Source organism: Paenibacillus sp. P36 (assembly GCF_045866505.1).
Lineage (GTDB): Bacteria > Bacillota > Bacilli > Paenibacillales > NBRC-103111 > Paenibacillus_E > Paenibacillus_E chondroitinus.
Window position 1 is genome coordinate 4,640,777 of record NZ_AP038372.1, and the last position, 18,242, is coordinate 4,659,018.

General features: G+C 42.7%; 16 protein-coding genes and 1 pseudogene. 6 read left to right on the forward strand and 11 right to left on the reverse strand.

Annotated features, from left to right (window positions below; translation table 11 throughout):
* Positions 1–325: 325 nt before the first annotated feature.
* Together ACKTT9_RS20850 and ACKTT9_RS20855 are read right to left on the reverse strand one after the other, a co-directional pair.
* The gene (locus ACKTT9_RS20850; RefSeq protein ID WP_407867430.1) at positions 326–979 is read right to left on the reverse strand and encodes a response regulator; all 654 of its coding nucleotides are present in this window, start codon (positions 977–979) and stop codon (positions 326–328) included.
* Positions 976–3,114, reverse strand: a complete 2,139-nt coding sequence (locus ACKTT9_RS20855) for a sensor histidine kinase (protein ID WP_407867431.1) — start codon at positions 3,112–3,114, stop codon at positions 976–978. The genes ACKTT9_RS20850 and ACKTT9_RS20855 overlap by 4 nt, the downstream gene beginning before the upstream one ends.
* A gap of 216 nt (positions 3,115–3,330) precedes the next feature.
* Between ACKTT9_RS20855 and ACKTT9_RS20860 the strand changes: the two genes are divergently transcribed.
* Positions 3,331–3,894, forward strand: coding sequence for a hypothetical protein (locus ACKTT9_RS20860; RefSeq protein ID WP_407867432.1), 564 nt, complete (start codon positions 3,331–3,333; stop codon positions 3,892–3,894).
* A gap of 120 nt (positions 3,895–4,014) precedes the next feature.
* Here the strand turns inward: ACKTT9_RS20860 and ACKTT9_RS20865 are convergent, their stop codons facing one another.
* Together ACKTT9_RS20865 and ACKTT9_RS20870 are read right to left on the reverse strand one after the other, a co-directional pair.
* On the reverse strand, positions 4,015–5,769 hold the full coding sequence (locus tag ACKTT9_RS20865) for a copper amine oxidase N-terminal domain-containing protein (protein WP_407867433.1): 1,755 nt from the start codon (positions 5,767–5,769) through the stop codon (positions 4,015–4,017).
* Between the two features lie 244 nt (positions 5,770–6,013).
* Complete coding sequence (locus ACKTT9_RS20870; RefSeq protein ID WP_407867434.1) at positions 6,014–6,856, reverse strand: metallophosphoesterase; 843 nt, start codon at positions 6,854–6,856, stop codon at positions 6,014–6,016.
* A gap of 116 nt (positions 6,857–6,972) precedes the next feature.
* Here ACKTT9_RS20870 and ACKTT9_RS20875 point away from each other — a divergent pair, with 116 nt between their 5' ends.
* Positions 6,973–8,193: an MFS transporter gene (locus ACKTT9_RS20875; protein ID WP_407867435.1), complete on the forward strand. Its 1,221-nt coding sequence runs from the start codon at positions 6,973–6,975 to the stop codon at positions 8,191–8,193.
* 77 nt (positions 8,194–8,270) lie between these two features.
* A complete protein-coding gene (locus ACKTT9_RS20880) occupies positions 8,271–8,672 on the forward strand; it encodes a VOC family protein (RefSeq protein ID WP_157320562.1) in 402 nt (133 codons plus the stop codon).
* Between the two features lie 56 nt (positions 8,673–8,728).
* Here ACKTT9_RS20880 and ACKTT9_RS20885 read toward each other — a convergent pair whose 3' ends face one another.
* A complete protein-coding gene (locus tag ACKTT9_RS20885) occupies positions 8,729–9,307 on the reverse strand; it encodes a TetR/AcrR family transcriptional regulator (protein ID WP_407867436.1) in 579 nt (192 codons plus the stop codon).
* 155 nt (positions 9,308–9,462) lie between these two features.
* On the opposite strand from ACKTT9_RS20885, the gene ACKTT9_RS20890 reads away from it, so the two are divergent.
* Complete coding sequence (locus ACKTT9_RS20890) at positions 9,463–10,188, forward strand: MBL fold metallo-hydrolase (RefSeq protein ID WP_407867437.1); 726 nt, start codon at positions 9,463–9,465, stop codon at positions 10,186–10,188.
* Positions 10,189–10,365: 177 nt separating this feature from the next.
* Positions 10,366–10,770: a VOC family protein gene (locus ACKTT9_RS20895; protein WP_407867438.1), complete on the forward strand. Its 405-nt coding sequence runs from the start codon at positions 10,366–10,368 to the stop codon at positions 10,768–10,770.
* Positions 10,771–10,983: 213 nt separating this feature from the next.
* Here the strand turns inward: ACKTT9_RS20895 and ACKTT9_RS20900 are convergent, their stop codons facing one another.
* From ACKTT9_RS20900 to ACKTT9_RS20915, 4 genes and pseudogenes are all read right to left on the reverse strand, one after another.
* Positions 10,984–11,796 carry a hypothetical protein gene (locus tag ACKTT9_RS20900; RefSeq protein WP_407867439.1) on the reverse strand — a complete coding sequence of 271 codons (813 nt, stop codon included), beginning with the start codon at positions 11,794–11,796 and terminating at the stop codon, positions 10,984–10,986.
* Between the two features lie 96 nt (positions 11,797–11,892).
* Positions 11,893–12,414, reverse strand: a pseudogene (locus ACKTT9_RS20905) (SMI1/KNR4 family protein); the annotation flags it as partial.
* A gap of 58 nt (positions 12,415–12,472) precedes the next feature.
* Positions 12,473–12,946: a hypothetical protein gene (locus ACKTT9_RS20910; RefSeq protein WP_407867440.1), complete on the reverse strand. Its 474-nt coding sequence runs from the start codon at positions 12,944–12,946 to the stop codon at positions 12,473–12,475.
* A gap of 123 nt (positions 12,947–13,069) precedes the next feature.
* Complete coding sequence (locus ACKTT9_RS20915; protein WP_407867441.1) at positions 13,070–13,393, reverse strand: hypothetical protein; 324 nt, start codon at positions 13,391–13,393, stop codon at positions 13,070–13,072.
* 206 nt (positions 13,394–13,599) lie between these two features.
* On the opposite strand from ACKTT9_RS20915, the gene ACKTT9_RS20920 reads away from it, so the two are divergent.
* Complete coding sequence (locus ACKTT9_RS20920) at positions 13,600–15,261, forward strand: diguanylate cyclase (protein WP_407867442.1); 1,662 nt, start codon at positions 13,600–13,602, stop codon at positions 15,259–15,261.
* Between the two features lie 47 nt (positions 15,262–15,308).
* Here the strand turns inward: ACKTT9_RS20920 and ACKTT9_RS20925 are convergent, their stop codons facing one another.
* Both ACKTT9_RS20925 and ACKTT9_RS20930 read right to left on the reverse strand, forming a co-directional pair.
* Complete coding sequence (locus ACKTT9_RS20925; RefSeq protein ID WP_407867443.1) at positions 15,309–15,854, reverse strand: GrpB family protein; 546 nt, start codon at positions 15,852–15,854, stop codon at positions 15,309–15,311.
* Between the two features lie 46 nt (positions 15,855–15,900).
* Entirely contained in the window at positions 15,901–18,195 is a 2,295-nt protein-coding gene (locus ACKTT9_RS20930) for a helix-turn-helix domain-containing protein (RefSeq protein WP_407867444.1), read from the reverse strand.
* Between the last annotated feature and the right edge of the window lie 47 nt (positions 18,196–18,242).

Here is an 18,242-nt window from a genome sequence, read left to right on the forward strand (position 1 = left end):
AAGACAATGGGAGGCCTCATAACCACCTACGCTCTTTCTTAGATCGAATGTTCATTCTAATATTAACTTAAGACACAACTGCTGTCAATCCATTATGGGATTTGCACACAGCGTGAATTCTTGTTAATGCATTCCCTGATATTCAGCTGATTATGGGTAGAAATCTGAAAAACGTTAACTACAGACTACACAATCCAAAATAATTAGATTAAATTACTCATCGTTATGGACACAATACTTTCTAAGTAGGAGGCTTCAGGCTTGACACAGAAAAGACCCTGTCGTAATGACAAAGTCTTTCCTGATACGGTAGCCACAAACAACATTACCTTTCAAAATCCGCTGCATCATGAAAGTTCCTCAGCACCTTTTTAGCTTCGTGACGGTCTTGAACTTGAAGCTTGTTTAATATATTGGTGACATGGTTGGCGACCGTTTTCGCGCTCAATTGTAAGCGGCTTGCAATCTGTCCATTGGAGTATCCGTCCGCGATCAGCTCAAGCACCTCCGTCTCTCGGCCCGTCAGTTCGGAAAGCGCCGGATTTAACGGCTGTGACGGCTTCGGCATCGTAAAATAATGCATCATGCGTGAAGCGATGTCTGAGCTGAATACAGCACCACCGCCACCCACAATTCGAATGGACTGCAGCAGCTCCATCTCCCCCGCATCTTTAAGTACATAACCTCGTGCTCCCATTTGCATAGCCATAAAAACGGACTTGTCGTCTTTTAACATCGTTACGATAAGTATTTTTTGTTCAGCTTGCTTCTCCCTAATCATTCTCGTCGCTTCAATCCCATTAATACCCGGCATCCGAATGTCCATAACAATGACGTCAGGTGATAAGGTGAGAGCCAACTGCACCGCTTCTTCCCCGTTCGAAGCTTCCCCTATTACTTGTAGATCTTCTGTAGTACCAATTAAGTTGCGCACGCCTCCGCGAAATAGCGGATGATCGTCTGCGAGCAAAATTCTCACTTTATTTCCTCCCCACGCAATAGCGGCAGCAGCGCCATTACACGCGTACCACCTGTTTCCAATCTTTCAAATAGGCATTGACCGCCAATTTCTCCCGCTCTCTCGCGAATTGAGGTCAGCCCAATGCCTCCATTTACGGATGGCTTTATAGGAATTGGAATGCCCTTCCCGTTATCAATAACTTCGACTTGCAACTCTTGCGCCGCAATCAACCGTATATGTACATCGCAAATTGTTGCCTCCGCATGCCTTATGACGTTAACTAAAGACTCTGTTACGATGCGATACACCGCTACCTCCACCGCTGCCGGTAAAATTGGAAGCTCCTCCAGCACGTGTAGTTTCACACGAATTGCGTCATGATCCCGTGTAGCTGCCATTTGAGCGGACGTCTTCAAGATCTCTTCAATACGTGCCTCAATTGAACCAAGCAGCCCGAATTCATCCAACGTTGGTGGACGCAAATCGTGTACCATTGTACGGATATCGTTAACCGTAGTACGGATTTCCTGCCTTAGCTCTCCCAGTAGTCCAATCGCGGTATCCGGACTTTTGCGAATATACTGCTCCGCAGCCGCTACGTTAAACGCGAGCGACATCAAGCGCGGAGCAAGCTCATCGTGAAGATTTCTGCGGATTTGCCTTCTCTCCTCCTCACGAGCAAGCACCAGACGTTCGCGCGATTCCTGCAAATCTTTGGCCAGTAGCTTCATACCAGCGGTCATTTTTATGTTTTTAGCGATTGGCACAGCTTGACGAAGCAGTACATCCAACAACCTGCTATCTTCCGAGCTGAACGCCTCTCCTGGCGAACGACTCGACAACCAGAGCGTACCGAGCTCTTCACCGCTGTGAATAAGAGGAAAAGCATGCAACTCATATTTCTTTTCACCGACGGATATCACCATCGTTTCCTGACCGTTCATTCCAATCGAGATACTGACATGGGGAAGGCGAAGCGCATCTTGAATGGTTCGAGCGACGGCATCTAGCACCTTTTCTGGCGCCATCGGTTTTATCAGACTATCTCCCAATTCGACAAGCACAGCAAACGGATCATCGTGCCTGCCTTTCATCAAGCGATTCACGATACGCTGAAGCCATTGCTTAAGCGGTGCGAAAAGAATAGCGACGATGGAAGTTGCGATCAGTGAGATAATATAGCTTTTATCCGTTCGGAACACACTGCTTAAATATAGGACAGAGGCAGAATAAACGATCACAATGGCAAGGGACAACACACCATAGACAATGGTCCGATTAACGAGCGGATCGATATCCCATAAGCGATGGCGAAGGGTGGCAAATGCAAGCGTCAAGGGAATGATAGAAACAAAAACATGTAAAGCGATCGTTAAATAAATATAAGAGAGCGGGCTGAACGCCGCATCAGCAACAAAAAAGGCACCTATTCCAAAAAAACCAAGAAACGAAATGGTAACGCCATAGACAACCCATTTTGTCTGCTGCTTCTGCTCGGCATTAGAAACCTTTCGATATCGATAAATTTGCGAATAAATCATACTGCCGATGGCAGATAAATAATACAAAATCCTCGCAGTTGGGGACCATTGTTGCAAATCTATAACGGTTTCCGGAAATAAAAAGCTCAAAATTTGTACCAAACTAAACGGGATCCAAACAAAGAGTGTCCAATAGGGCGTTAGCTTTCCGCTCGGAAATAATAAAAAAAACAAAAATAGCGTTATCCAACCGATTGTACTGATGCCATCCGGCCATCTCTGAAATGTCTCGCTCCCTTCAGAAGCAATATAGACGAGCGAGGGAAACGTAGTCCCATATGCAACGAGCGCGAGCATGGCAAGCTTTCCAATCTTCTCTCGCCTGCTCTTCCAGAGGATGATACCGGCACCCGTATAGAAAAGAAATGCAAGCCCGCTGTCAATCGCGACTAAAGCCGCCGCATACGAATCAACCGTTAAGCTGATCTGATTCAGTGCCTCAAGCGTGGTCGGTGGAACTGGAGCCGATGAACCGCATGACTGCAAGAGGCATTGATCGCGCAGCGTTTCATAATAACCTGAGATACTGCTTATGAAGAAAATAACCATAATCGCGCTGATTGCAATCATAAGCACCTGCAATAGCCACTCCATTTGACTACTCAGTTTCATTCTTAAGAGCCTCATCTCTCCTCCTAATTAGCCAATGAAAGCTATATGGAAATTATAACTGCTGCCCCTGAATCTGTATATGACTTGTGGATTGCTTCCCGGATCTACCCATAAATCTTCCTGTCTTCACTAGGTAGGGGATACTCTCGTTGACAGGAACTATCCGTTGGTACAATTAGTAACATGGAAGTCAATAAATATAGGAGGTTATTCAAAATGACCGTAGACAAAGTTGTGAAATCACTTGGATTTATCTGTTTCTTAGCTGGAATCATTCGAATCGGAATGACACCATCTTCGCTCATCTGGGGAGATGATAGCACGCCAGAAGTGATTTGCGGGTTTATCGCTTGTATCCTGATGGCGATCAGTTCTATTGCGCTATATATGGCACAGTCAAAGGAGACCGGCGTGTTGGGCTTCATTTCTACACTGCTTATCATGGTTGGCAATTTGCTTGTTGCCTCTAACTTTTACGGTTTGTTTGCATACGGCGAATATGCGAAAAAAGGGCAGCTGTTCGTTGATCTCACCGGAGCTGTCTCCGGTATGGGGATGCTGCTTGGAACTATAATTTTAATGATTGTTACTTTTAGAGGTAAAGTATTTCCCCGCTGGACGATTATTCTTTTTATTCTCATGCTCATCTCGTTCGGTATGCCGGGGCTTGAGAAATGGTTTGCCTTCTTCTGGGGCTTGGTGTATGTGGGAATGGGCTATATGATATGGACGGGAAATTTTTTCACCAAGGTAAAAAATTCAAAAGAATTAACCGTATAAGTTGCAGCAAGGAACTCCGGCCGTGTGGTCGGTTTTTTTGCGTATAGGAAGGTTTAAATATACAGCATGCAAAAAAGACTGCCATTCGGCAGCCTAATCGCTTGTTGTTTGAATGTCGATTTAAGGTATTTTAACGTTAAGTTCTGCGAGATAATTAGTTGTAGATACGCCTACAGGAGGACCGAATTCAAATTCGACAGAAGCTGCGTATTTGCCGGTTGAGTCACTAATCTGTAAGGAAATTGGCGCATGCCCCTCTGGCACCCATCTGGCGGTAGCCTTGTAACGGCCAATCGGTATTTGATCAATGCCCGCTCCATTTGAAATCGGACCTCCGCGTTTCGTTATCGTACGACCGGCACTACCATCGAGCAGTGGGCCGGCAGGAGTCAGCGTGATTTCCAGATCGCTCATATCGAACTCCGGCAGTGAATCGTCCGATGATGTGAAATTCGGATATATATAAATCATTCCATCAAATTTGCTCCAAGTAAAATTGCGGACGGCTCCAGTGCTTCCCGAAAACGGAAGATCTTTATCAACGTTTAAATGGAAGGTATAATCCATTTCGTTAAATGATTTCGTTATATCAGCGCCCATATGCCATGATGTAGCTATCTGAGGCAGCTCGATCCGATAGTGTCCCGATTCATCGGTAACGCCAAGAATATTGCTGTCGTAAAGCATTGTGTCATCGGCGAATACAACAATATCAGAGAGAGGCTGGCCTTTTGCATCACGCACATAACCTTTAACGACATAAGGCTCAGCCACCTCTTTTACCGGATCCGGGATTGGAGCAGGAGAAGGGGTTGGTGATGGTGTTGGTGTGTTTGGAGCTTCATCAGTTTCATCAATCCGAACTGTCGCCTCGTTACCATTTCTAGAGTACGACACCTTGTATCCGCTGTTTTCCGCTACAAAGCGAAGCGGGACTAAGGTGCTCCCATTCAGGATTTGGGCAGGGACATCCAAGCTTACGTTTTTACCATTCACGAATGCGGTGGTACTGTTAATTGTCAATTCAATCTTGAGTCCATCTTTGATTCCGATTGCTTTCTGGGACCCGTCAGTCTCCTTCCACTGAACCTCGAAGCCCAGCGTTTCAAATAATTTACGGAACGGGACAAGTGTTGAACCATCTTTCAGCATAGGAGTGACTTGATCGAACTGAAGCTCTTGACCATTAAAAAGCACATGAATTAGCGGACTATCTGATGTTGGCGCTGGGGTTGGGGGCTGAGGTGTTGGTACAGGTTGCGGAGTCGGGCTTGTAGAGCCAGTACTCTCCCCTGTTGTCATCGGACTTTTGTACTTTATCGGTTTGGAAACTACGGTCCCTTGAGGAGTCAAAATTTCTAAAACATAATATTGCGTTTCCTTGATCGTGCCGTTATCGCTGGCGTAGAGGTCCAAGTTAAGCTCTCCCTCAAATTCACCGACGGGCTCTTTTACATCCTTTCGAAACCCTGGATTAATGACGATGCTTTCATGTGATGTACCACTTGACGATGTAACCGTTTTATCTTGCACAATGCCGAGTAGCCACCCCGTTGTTACATGGTTGGTTCTCCATACCCCTTGGTAATTATCCTTACCATAAGCATCCGTGGAACGTAATACGACGGAATTGATAACCGTATTCTGAGCTAGACTCAGCCGTAGCTTGAAGTGACCGTCCTTGTTGCCCTCAGGTGTAAAATCAGCTGCACCTACGATGTCAGATGACGTATCAAGCAGGCTAAACTCCTTGATCTGCACGCTTGCAGGAGGCGTTTCGCCAAAAGCACCGGCGATGCTGCCGAATCCCAAACACCCCGCCAGTAAAAATGTGATGACTGAGGTTTGTTTTCGTTTGCTGAACTTCAATGTCATAGATTCCATTCTCTCCCTTTGTCAAATGAATTGTATTTAAGTGCTGGAATTAGCATACAACACGTGCAATTCACTTTTCTTGAGACACCGCTGGGAAATGTTTGGGATAAATCCGGGAAACAACTGGGAAATAACCGGGGAAGTTTTCGGGAGTATAAATTCGGTTGCGTCATTACCTCGCCATCAGCCTGCTAAAAAAAAGCGTTCACCCGGTTGAGTGAACGCTTTGGAAAATTCATTTAGCTCACATTTTACCTGGCGTTACCTTGGAAAGAGTAACCTGGTTGCCTTGTAGGGTGAGCGACGCTTGGTAATACCCCCTCCCGCATGACGATCTGTTGCATCGACAGTTATAGGCGCCGGAACAGCCGCAAACATAGAACCTTGTTTCAGCAAATCCCGTGTAGATGGTTGAGGTATTTTCAAAGAACGTGTGCGCATGATGCGTAAAAATGCCGAGCACTTTATCCCGGACGCTTACCGGAATCGACCTGAAGAAATGCCCTGTCTCCTCTGTGCTCAGCACATGCGAGGAGTCCACCGTAATGCCGTTCACACGTAGCGGCCAGTGGCAATCGATAATATAGTAGTAGTTAGCGCTGAGCGATTTCAGCAGGGATATGCTGTCATAGCTGAACTTACCCGGTGCGTTATCAAGCCAGACATACTTCACCCTGCCACCTGTCCCCGGAAAATTCATCATACCAAGCACCGGATTCAAATATTTCCGGAATTGCTCCCGCGTATCGTCCTCCCAATTCCCGATGGATGCCTTGTATGGAATGCTGGTCCCGAGCTCGCTCGTAACAGCATCCTTGAACGCCTGGTAATCGCTATCCGCCTGCGCGCCTTTCGACCCATGTTTGTTATCACCGCCAAAAATAACAAACCTCGTACTCCCAGGACGAACGGCCTTGGGCAGTATGCTTTTAAAAATACTCAAGCTGTTCGAATAGCCGACATGACAATCGCCTATGATCGAAAAATTGACGGTCTGGGCAGCTGTTGTATTGTGGTTCTGCCAAAGGACCTGACCTGGAAACGGATACAAGCGGGGCTTAGACTTGCGGACTTCCCCTGCTCTCATAAGTGATCACCCTTTCGGAGACGCCGTTAACAAAACAATATGGCTATAGACTTCTTTTTTGAGTAAGGCATATAATACAATTTATGAGTTATTAGACGAAAGGATGTGTCATACAATTGGCCTCATCAAGCAGTTCAATTCAACAAATCCCCTATTATAAGAACTATTGGATATCACGAATGTTATCCTCAATTGCCTTCCAGATGCTTTCTGTAGCGATCGGTTGGCAAATGTATGAGTTAACCCATGATGCCTTCAGTCTCGGTCTTGTTGGACTAGCCCAATTTCTCCCCATGGTTCTGCTGACCTTGGTCGTTGGGCATTTCGCTGACCGCTATGATCGGCGATATATCGTCTTTCTCTGCCAAATCGTAGAGGGCGTTATCGCCTTATTGCTTTTATCAGGTAGTCTTACAAATTCGTTAGGTCAGAATCATATCCTAGTAATGGCGGCCATTTTAGGAGCATGCCGAGCATTCGAAGGTCCTTCCTCTTCAGCTTTGCTGCCTCAATTGGTACCAAAGGAATTCCTTCAACAGGCGATATCGTGGAACACCTCGGTCGGACAATTATCACAGATACTTGGACCCTCCATGGGGGGATTACTATATTGGGCAGGCTCATCTTTTGTTTATACAGCTGCCTCGCTCGCTCTTTTAACCGCGGGCATCCTAACCTTCTTCATCCGTTCAACGCCTATCGTGCGCAAATCTGAGCCGGTGTCTCTACGTTCCCTCTTCTTTGGCATCATGTTTGTTTACCGCCAACCGATCATCCTTGGGACGATATCACTTGACCTTTTTGCTGTGCTGTTGGGTGGTGCAACTGCTTTATTGCCAATTTTTTCACAGGATATTCTTCATACAGGACCATGGGGACTAGGCTTAATGAGGACTGCACCAGCCATCGGTGCCTTGTTAATGTCAATTGTCTTGGTCTATTATCCACTGAAAAAAGCTGTTGGCTACATTCTGTTTGCAGCCCTCGCCGTCTTCGGATTAGCAACTATGCTTTTCGCAGTTTCGAGCCATTTATTCGTTTCCCTTGTGGCATTATTCTTCATTGGTGCTTCAGATGTGATTAGTGTCATCATTCGGTCATCTCTCGTACAACTGCAAACTCCGGATGAAATGCGGGGGCGGGTCAATGCCGTTAACTCCCTCTTTATCGGTACCTCTAATCAGTTGGGAGAGTTTGAGTCGGGGACTTTAGCCGGATTTATTGGAGCAGTTCCTGCGGTATTCGTCGGTGGTCTTGGTACGCTTGCAATCGCGGGGCTTTGGATGTATCTATTCCCATCACTTCGAAAAATGCGAACCCTTTCTGAGCAGTCGTAAATGATGCAATTCGCTTCTGCGGCCTGAAATAGAGTATAGTTGAAGTAGTTGAAAATATATTCCAGGAGGCTATAGCCATGTCACAAGAGATTTGGATTAACTTGCCGGTCAAAGATGTTGAGAGGTCAACCGCCTTTTTTAATGAGATTGGGTTCCAAGCAGTGAGTATGGGTAACGAGAGAGCCAAGCTTGCCATAGGCCAAACAACGATTTTACTGTTCCCGGATACGGTGTTTGAGAAATTTACAGGTTCAAAAATCGCAGATACTTCCCATAGCGCAGAAGTCATATTTTCCATAGGCGCTAAGAGCAGAGAAGAAGTTGATACCTTTATTCAAAAAGTAGAGTTTGCCGGAGGAAGCATCTTTGGCAAGCCGAGTGAAACGGACGGTTGGATGTACGGTGCAGGTTTTGCCGACTTGGACGGTCACCGCTGGAACCTGTTGTACATGGATGAGAGCAAAATGCCTAAACGCTAATAGAAAACACCGGTCACCTGCTTAAGGTATCCGGTGTTTTTTTCATTTTAAACTTGTTATACAATTCTTTCCTCGGAAAGCTGATATCCTCCTATTACTAATAATGAGACTCTCCTCGCTATTTCCTCTTGATTCATTGTAACTTTGCCAGAAGCCCATTGAAGTGCACCTTCATTGATGATGTTTGCAAATATAGGCACATAAAAATTCCTTTCAGTTTCTGTTTGCATACTCTCTAAACTTTTCATCAAATAGATTTTCAACTCATTTATCATTTTTTCTTTCAGTTGTGGTACGACTAAACCTATATAGCTGCTGCGGCATTTCATTTTCGGTTGTTGATAAAAATAACATGCTCCTAAAACGAGCTGAAAGATGCTATCCTGATCGAATGTCACAGTTCCTGAAGTAAATTCCACAATTGCAGCAGAAGCGGAGTCTCCAATCATATAGTCCAATAACTCGTACTTATCATTGAAATGTGCATAAAAAGTAGCCCTATTCACGTGTGCTCTTTGGGAAATATCTGCTATTCTTATTTTTTCAAAATCCTTTTCAGAAACTAACTGCAAAAATGCGTTGATTAGTGACTGTTTTGTTTGTGTATTTCGTACGTTCAATACTTTTGTCCCCATTTTCATCATACCTTCCCCGACAATTTATCTACTTTATCGCTATAGCAACATTCCTGCTACGATTGTTGGTTGTTTCCATTCATTCGACGGTTGTATATTTCTCATTAAGGCAACATCTGTTACTTTAATATACCATACATAATGGAGGCTGAGAGATGCGGATTGCAGACGGTATTGAAATGTTAGAGCTAAATTGGGGGATGATGACGATCTGCCCGACTGTATTATTCGACAAACAGGAGTCGATACTGATTGACACAGGGATGCCTGGCTCTGCCCCAGCAATTTTGGAGCTAATTCAGCGAGCGGGCATTAAACAACGTCTTAGCACCATCCTTTTAACCCATCAAGATATTGATCATATCGGGGGCCTTCCAACCTTTATAGCAGATAATCCGGGGCTACTTGTTTATGCTCATGAAAAGGATCAGGCAGTTATTAATGGGAAACAGCCGATGCTTAAAATACCATTGGAAAGACTATTCGGTCTGTTGGCTACACTTCCGAAGAAGATACAAAGTGATTTTGAAGCAGCTTACGTTAAGCCCACGAGTGCAAATGTTAATCGTACATTGGTAGACGGCGAAACACTGCCATTTGCTGGCGGGATCAAAGTGATTCACACGCCTGGCCATACACCTGGACATGTCTGTTTCTATCATCAGCCCAGCAAGACGTTAATTGCGGGAGATGCTATGGTAATCGAAAATGGAGAACTCAAAGGCCCAATTGTAGCCTTAACACCGAATTTGAGAGCTGCGCTTCAATCATTGAAGAAGCTCAACATGTATGACATTGAAACTGTCATCTGCTATCATGGCGGGCGATTACGTGGCAATATGAATGAGAGGATTGCCGCGTTGACGGACAGGACTTCATAATTAAAATTTGGGGATTTCAAATTGCATGGTTAAATGCTACTGACACACTGTTGTCAGTAACGTTTTTATATAATCGGAGTAAGTAAATGAAAGGAGTGGGAATTAAATGCGAAGAATTTTGGCCCAAAAAGATATGATACTGAGTGGTATCATCTATTATAGGAAGGATGGTATCTCATGAATTTTGCATCTGTACGCATCATTACCGACGACGTGGATCGTCTCGTCGATTTCTATGAGAAAGTCTTGGGAGTCTCGGCGGAACGCCCCGCGCCCGTCTTTGCCGAACTTGTTGTGCCATCGTGCACCCTGGCGATCGGCCACTCCCAGACGGTACAATTGTTCGGCGCTGGTTCCGCTGTGGCGGCTAACAATCGGACAGTCATCATCGAGTTTCACGTCCAAGATGTCGATGCCGAATACGAGCGCTTGAAGCCGTTTGTCGACGAGTGGGTAAACGAACCAACCACGATGCCGTGGGGGAACCGTGCTGTGCTGTTTCGCGATCCGGACGGTAACCTGATTAACCTCTTCACACCGGTGACCGAGGAAGCGATCAAACGGTTCAGTGGTAGATCTTGAGAGTTTGACTGACCACTTCATAGGAAGAGACCATAACAATGAGCTATGGTCTCTACTTTTTTTCTAGATTCTTCATTACTTATTCTCGAGGAATATAACGTTTAGATTGAATCTATTGATACTACGCGGATTACTTATTTGTAAAGCGTCAGAATCCGGATATTAGAATTATCACATTGTTAGACGTATTTTGGTACTAGTAATAAACTTTCTTTATATGAATCTAACTGGTTCTGGTCTAAGCAGCTTTATTTTATGATTATGAAAAATTTCTTTTACTTCAGTGCTTATGATTAACAAACGATTCTGATAAGCGTTCAAGTACTCAAAAGTTAAATTAAAGTCCTGGAACTTCTCCACTTCTTCTTCTCTGTAAACAAATTCTGACCGAGGAAAGCCTCTCAAACTGCAAATATCGCAATCACTAGCAGGATAATGTTCATACGGGTCACAACGTACATGATTATCAAATGGTGGCAAAATACTCTTAATAACCAGATGATATACCTTTTGATCATACCGAGTCTTATAATCACTGGCGGGAAGGATTTCGTATCCGCTTAGCTGACTGCTCTCAATAACCTCTTTAGCATATTCGCTAATAATTAGTTCAGGTCTAATATGAATTAAATGATGCTTACCAATTTTCTTCACATCCAACTTTAATTCAGAAGTCTGAACCTTACCACAGTGTTCACAGTGATGGTCCTGGACGTACTTTGTCCCATAATATTCAGCATTCTTGAGGGCATCCTGCTCCCATGGATAGAAAACTCCTACATGAAAAAACTTTGCTTCCTTCAATTCTTTCTTTGTGTACTCTCTGGTTTCTGTAATAGAATATTTAATACCTTCTCTGTTGATCATTAACATTAATTCTTGATATTCTCGTTTCTCTTCATCTATTACTATTTGGAGACCGCTTGGTTCTAATTTTAACTGATCCAGCCTACCTTCAAATTGACTACAAATTTTATTATATAAACTGCTGTTTCCTCGAATCAGGATATCAGCTGTGCGTTTCATCAAATTTCCTCCAAATTAACTACTATTGATATCAAGAAAACGTTATTCCATAGTTTGTAAGAGCACTTACCGTAATTCATCTATTGCTCTACATTAATCGAATTCTTCATCATTGACTAATCCCATAATAAAAGTTTCAAAATCTTTCGCCAGAAACGTAATATGATAATCACATTCTTGATCGACGTGAACTACTTCCGGCTCTCCGTCTTTGCCGCACTTTCGATAATCAAGCATGATTACATCATGACCAGCAGAGGGACAGTCGCATATTACTATTCCAATCGCTGGATATTGCCAATCATCAATCATAAACTGACTCCCGAGATTTCCGCATAACGAGTAACTTTTAGTACGTCCAATACCCATAATACCTGTAATTGCGATGTGGTCTTCCGCCCATGATGTTGGACTGGTAGTGGGAAAACAAGTATTTTTCGGTATTCCGCCATTCTGTACTTTCATTAGACTTACATAAGAAGTCGGTAATTTGTAATTCAATTCTTTTTCGATTGATTTAATAAGTTCATCTGATGGATAATCTTCCACATATGCCTTTAATGCATATTCACTTTTCTTCCAAAAATCGGTGAGATTGAAATTTTCAAAAAATCTCATGATTTCGATACCCTCCCTTAGTTTTTAGCTAAAAATTCACTTATAAAATGGTATAATATCAATTTCGGAAACCGATGGTGATTTCCCCCTCATGATAACATTCAATTACGAATCTAGATGGTGATAGAATAAAGATATCCGAGCTAACAGACCTTAAATCATCTATTACCTCTAAAGCTTTTTGAAGTTGAGTCTTTAACACAGGGAAATCTCCATAGCTCCAGAGGATGAATACATTTTCATCACTCTCATCAAGTTCTTTGCTAAGATACTTCTCAAGTTCTTTCGCATTATCAACGACCATTTTGGAGCTTACATGCTCCCAATCAATCCTTGACCAAGGTGAAAATGGATAGGTTTTTTGGAGACAATCGTAAGCTTCTTCTCCATCTACTTTGGACAAGATGGAAACTTCATTTCCCAAAACATTCATACATTCCTCAAAGAGTACCCCATACTCTTTTTTATGTTTTAACTTTTGTTTGCTTATTAGCTGTTGCATTCTCCAATTCCTATCCAAGTTCTTTTCCATGTAAACTCCTACAAAGCATTATTTTGGATTCATTTCCTTATCTACCCCATCAATCGAGAAAAGGCAGCCAACCGGCTGCCTATGCTTCATTTTCAAACAAGTAATCATCTTCTAATTGGTGTCCTACTCAAATAAGAACCAAACCAAAAGCAACACAAAAACCAAGACCAAATGATAAAGTGGAATGGCCGAAATCAGTAAAAATCCTTGCTTCCGCTTGACGATCGCGAGAATCAAACATACCAAATACGTAATCAAATACAAGCTGGACACGATCACGAATGCGTATACGACAAATAATAACAGAGCGCTATCGCCTTCCGACCGAACCCCGGCAATCTGCATGATGTTTGCAATCATCAAGAAAGGATATGGCAGTAACGCAAGCCCGCCTATGATAAAGAATATAATGCTTAACGCTTTTTTATTGATGATGATACACCTCACTTTTATTCCAAAAATTATTATATCACAGTCCAACACGACGAAATGAAAAAATCTGTCAATCCTGAACGATGAACGTTTCCGGCATATGTCATTTAACGAAAAGTTGAGATATTTTCACTTAAATAATATATTCGTACAATGAAGCAGGACTTTTAACCTAAAGCTAGTAATTATATGAATATTATTATTACTTTAGAGGGTGTAACATGGATTTTTTGTCGTTTACTGACTTGACCTTGTTTTTACTTTTGTTTGCATTATTTGTCTATGTATTTGCTTCCGTAACCATCACGATTCTGCACAAAGTTTATTTAACGTTCCATTTTTGTATGATGTTCTGGCCTATCTGCCAATTTGCCATTAAAGCAGTGGACACTCCCCAAGTTCAATTATTTTATTTAAAACTATCTTTTATTGATATGTGCCTGATAGCCGTCGGTTGGCTTCTTTTCACCATATTTCTCACTGGACATGCACGATTTCTGAGAAAAAAAATGTCAGTATTTCTTTTTGTTCCGGCTATATTAGTAGCAATTTGCGTGATTGTGAATCCAAATGGGAAGTTCGTTCTACCTTTGCAGGGTAATTACATCCACAGGACTTATGGTCCCCTGTTTTGGGTTCTCATTACTGTTTTGATCGGCTATATGATAGTTTCGCTTTATCTGATGAGTCGGGCATTAATATCCGACAAGTCACTACGTATCAAAACGCAGGTCAAGCAAGTGTTTAAAGGAATTACGGTAATGACCGTATTTATATGTTTAGATATATTCTTAAATGTTGTCCTTCATTTACCTTTACCCGCCATTCCAGGGTTGACATCCTTAGGCATATTACTTTCTGCTATTTTCTTTGTCATAGCCATTCATCGCGATAAAGCATTTGATATTGTAAAAATAGCTCATCAAGATATTATAGACACTATCGATCATGGGATTCTGGTACTCAATGATAATGAAGTAGTTGTAGAAATAAATCGCACTCTACTTCCTCATATTAGTTTTCGTATAGGTTCCCGTTTTGATATGGCCAATCTACTCTCTAAAGGGCAATCTAAGAGCAATATTCATTTGTTCCTTCAAACGTATCAAATGCACCCTTTGAAGCGAACTCAAATCGAAATACAGTTCCCTAATGAACGGTATGTGAATATTCAAACAGCACCTATCCGTGTGGATAGTGAAATGGTGGGACGTGTTATCACTTTTCAAGATGTGAGTGAATTTTATCGCCTCATTCATGAAACGAATTCTCAGAACGAAATCCTGCATGAACGCAACCAATCGTTAATTATTAAACAAGATGAACTCTCACTAACAAACCGGAAACTCGAAAAGATGGCCATAACCGATGGGCTAACAGGTATTTATAACCGCCGTTACCTGACACAAAAGTTAGAGTATGAAGTAATGAATAATATCAAACACCAAATCCCATTCTCAGTCATTTTATTAGATATCGACTATTTTAAGTTAATTAACGACAGTTACGGCCATTTAGTCGGTGATCAAATGATACTTAGCACGGTGGCAGCAATTCGACAAACCCTCCGTCAAACAGACCTTTTGGCTCGTTATGGCGGGGAGGAGTTTATGATCTATTTACCGCGAACGAGTCAATTACAGGCAAATTTCTTAGCTGAGCGAGTCAAATCCACCGTTGAATCCAATAAGATGATCGTGAAAGATATACCACATTCTTTATCGATTACGATAAGTATTGGATTGCTAACGATTAATAATTTCACCATGGAAAGTCTAAAGAGTCCCCATTCCTATCTAAATGAATTGCTTGAATCTGTAGATAAAGCTTTGTATAAAGCAAAAGAAGAAGGCCGAAATCGGATCGTCAGTGTCGTAAGATAAAAAAAGATTGAACTAACGTTCACCCGTTAGTACAATCTTTTTTGCTTTCATATCGTTCCGCACCAAGCTCGCGCACGTTCTTTCATTTCCTCTATAAAATAGCGCTTATAGTTCTGATATCCCAGTAAGCTATTGGGTGATGTTTGCGCCGCTGCTTTTTTAATTGCAGCATAGCGACGAACTTCATCGGGATGAGCACGCAAATAATCACGCAATACGACATTATCTCTCCACAAGTCTCCATCAACTGGTACGAAACTTACATTAAAGTTATTCAACCCTCTTTTTCGGAAGAAAAATCGACCAGCTCTTCGCCCATCCTCGCCTAAAAATTCATAATCTAACTCTGCGAGAGCTTCAATATGAGCTTCCGTCAGACTAACATCAGATTGTATCCCAACCAGAATATCTACAATAGGCTTAGCATCCAGCCCTTCTACGGAAGTACTTCCGAAATGTTCAATTGAATGAACGATATCGTTTATTGCATTTCTTAAGCTGCGTGCTTCCTCGGTATATAAAACGAACCAATTTGGGTCAAAAGGAACTACGCTAACTTCGTTTTCTTCGACCTCGTACCGTTTGTTTGACATCTCGTATCAGCACCTTCCATAATAGCGCATACATCTTCCCCTACAGTTACTCCCCATCGTTGTCATTTAGAATCTTTTCCCTGTATTGCCCCGGTGTTAATCCAGTCGTTTTCTTGAAATAGCGAATAAAGTTTTGCGCATTATTATATTGAAGCTTTTGCGACATATCGGCTATTTTCATATCTGTTTCCAACAGCCATTTTTTGGCGATTTCCATCCGATATGAAAGCAAATAGTCGGTAAAATTAATATTCAAGCTTTTTTTCAATGCACGCCGGATATAGCTGGAGTGATAATTAAGTCGCGAAGCGCACTCCTCGAGCGTTAATTCCCGGTCATATTCACTTTGAATAATCCGGATGACCTCATTTGATATTTTCTGATGCGGCGCTTCCTTGTTCTGATCCTCCGTATGGATAATCGGCATGATAATTTGCACCATAAACCAATCCTCAATCTCCTGAATCGTGTTAAAACGCTTCAATTGTTCATACAACGGTGTCGCGTTCGTATCCAGCGAGAAAGAAGGCCGTTCCTGCCGCTCCGGGATGTACAACAAATCCAGCAGAAGCTTCATAAGCCAGTTATACATCTGGTTATGTTTGAGCTCGCGATTCGACAATATTTGCAGAAACTCCTTTAATAAGGCATGGGCTCGCTTCTCATCCGTGAACTTCACGGCTTCCACCAGCTGCTTCTCCAGATGATCGGGAAAAAACACCATTTGCTTTTCCGGTTCTTCATTTTCGATAAAAAGGATCGTCTCGGTAACTTTCGTTATTCGATACTTCAGCGCATCAAGCCCCTCTTCATAGGCTTTCGGAGTATCCTTATACATTTGGAAAGGTCGGCTGATGCCTGCACTGATAGGAAGATCAAGAAATGTTAGCACGTTAGCCTGGACTTGCTTGATCGTTTCATATAGAAACTCCTTAAATGCTTCCGGTGAATCGTGATTACCATGGATGACGGTAACCTGTGATTGCTTGATAACTACAGGATTCAGACGATACTCGGTTGGCACCAGCTCCTCTACAATGTTGCTGACCGCAAACAATAACAGGTCACGGTCGCTTTCTTGATAGCGAGTAGGTTCAAGTGTTTCCATCTGAATCACCACGACGGCGAGCCATCGGAATTCCGAGTTATAACCAAACAGCCTAATCTGCTCTTCAATCTCTTTGGCCGACAGTTCCCCCTGCACTAATTTATATATCATAAAAGGCTTTAATTGATTCCTTAAACTTTGTACATGGCTAGTCATATGTCTATAATTTTGCGACATTTTTTCTATACGGCTTTCGATTACCTTAAACTCATCCTTCGGATCCTGAGATTCAGAAGCTTCCCCCGGTTGTGCGGTTCTCTGATATAAGCCTCGGACAGGCAAATACAGCTTATTTGCTCCCTTCAGCGAGAGAACTGAAATCAACACAATGATGACGAAACAGGCCCATATTGTAGCCCAACCGATGGATTGTGATTCCCGTGTCAGGCTGTCCAACGACACGACAGACAGGTACGTCCATCCGTTATAGGAAGATTTGCGGTAGGTGAAGCCGTACTCTTCTTTCCCCATTTTTTGAATTCGGTAACCATTCGGAGCGGAAGCTTCGGTCATCTCCTTCAAAAGCGGCGTATTTCGAACAAGCGCATCCAATGAAGAAGCCATATCGGTCGCGATAATATTGGCTTTGTCATCTAGAATGATCAAGGATCCCAGCTCACTGCTTTTGGGAAGTACTTTGAACAGCTCCTGATTGGACATTTGGGTCACCAGGAAAGCACTGGGATTCGCCGAAAGATTCGGAAATTGTTTGAACAAAAAGACATTCGTTTGTGATGGCTTTCCTGCTTTTCCCTCCACCGTTTGTGTCATCCATTTGAACTGCCTGTTGAGTGGAGAAGATGAACGAAATAGCTGAAGATCCTCCGATTCTTTCAACTTCGTGTAACCCTTATCATTAATCTCCCACTGCTGATCAATATTAATCAGTCGAATATCGAGAATTCCTAGTTCGTAAATTTGAATGCGTTGCATCGTTTCTAACAATCTGTCCACCAACGGGAAATCGTTAGCCTTGATTTGTATAGGCAGAAGATCTGTAACCGCTTGCGAATTCCCAAGTTGAAAGATGGAGAAATCAATAATTTTCAGCGTGTTCTCAATTTGGATTTGCGTCTGCTGAAGAAGCTGCTCATTTCCTTTCAACACTTTGTTTTCAATGATGCTCGATGATTTCATATACGAAAAAATGCCTAGCACCATAACAGGTATGGCGCCAAGCAGTAGGCATAATGCGAACAGTTTCACTTGATAACGGGGCAAATTCAGCTTCATGACAATCTCACTTTCTTTATGCCATTTATAAGATTCGATTGCGTACA

Bases quoted from the DNA above. Each gene is read 5' to 3' on its own strand.
- ACKTT9_RS20855 (WP_407867431.1), bottom strand. From the start codon at position 3,114: ATGAAACTGAGTAGTCAAATGGAGTGGCTATTGCAGGTGCTTATGATT.
- ACKTT9_RS20860 (WP_407867432.1), top strand. From the start codon at position 3,331: ATGACCGTAGACAAAGTTGTGAAATCACTTGGATTTATCTGTTTCTTA.
- ACKTT9_RS20865 (WP_407867433.1), bottom strand. From the start codon at position 5,769: ATGACATTGAAGTTCAGCAAACGAAAACAAACCTCAGTCATCACATTT.
- ACKTT9_RS20870 (WP_407867434.1), bottom strand. From the start codon at position 6,856: ATGAGAGCAGGGGAAGTCCGCAAGTCTAAGCCCCGCTTGTATCCGTTT.
- ACKTT9_RS20880 (WP_157320562.1), top strand. From the start codon at position 8,271: ATGTCACAAGAGATTTGGATTAACTTGCCGGTCAAAGATGTTGAGAGG.
- ACKTT9_RS20885 (WP_407867436.1), bottom strand. From the start codon at position 9,307: ATGGGGACAAAAGTATTGAACGTACGAAATACACAAACAAAACAGTCA.
- ACKTT9_RS20890 (WP_407867437.1), top strand. From the start codon at position 9,463: ATGCGGATTGCAGACGGTATTGAAATGTTAGAGCTAAATTGGGGGATG.
- ACKTT9_RS20895 (WP_407867438.1), top strand. From the start codon at position 10,366: ATGAATTTTGCATCTGTACGCATCATTACCGACGACGTGGATCGTCTC.
- ACKTT9_RS20900 (WP_407867439.1), bottom strand. From the start codon at position 11,796: ATGAAACGCACAGCTGATATCCTGATTCGAGGAAACAGCAGTTTATAT.
- ACKTT9_RS20910 (WP_407867440.1), bottom strand. From the start codon at position 12,946: ATGGAAAAGAACTTGGATAGGAATTGGAGAATGCAACAGCTAATAAGC.
- ACKTT9_RS20920 (WP_407867442.1), top strand. From the start codon at position 13,600: ATGGATTTTTTGTCGTTTACTGACTTGACCTTGTTTTTACTTTTGTTT.
- ACKTT9_RS20925 (WP_407867443.1), bottom strand. From the start codon at position 15,854: ATGTCAAACAAACGGTACGAGGTCGAAGAAAACGAAGTTAGCGTAGTT.
- ACKTT9_RS20930 (WP_407867444.1), bottom strand. From the start codon at position 18,195: ATGAAGCTGAATTTGCCCCGTTATCAAGTGAAACTGTTCGCATTATGC.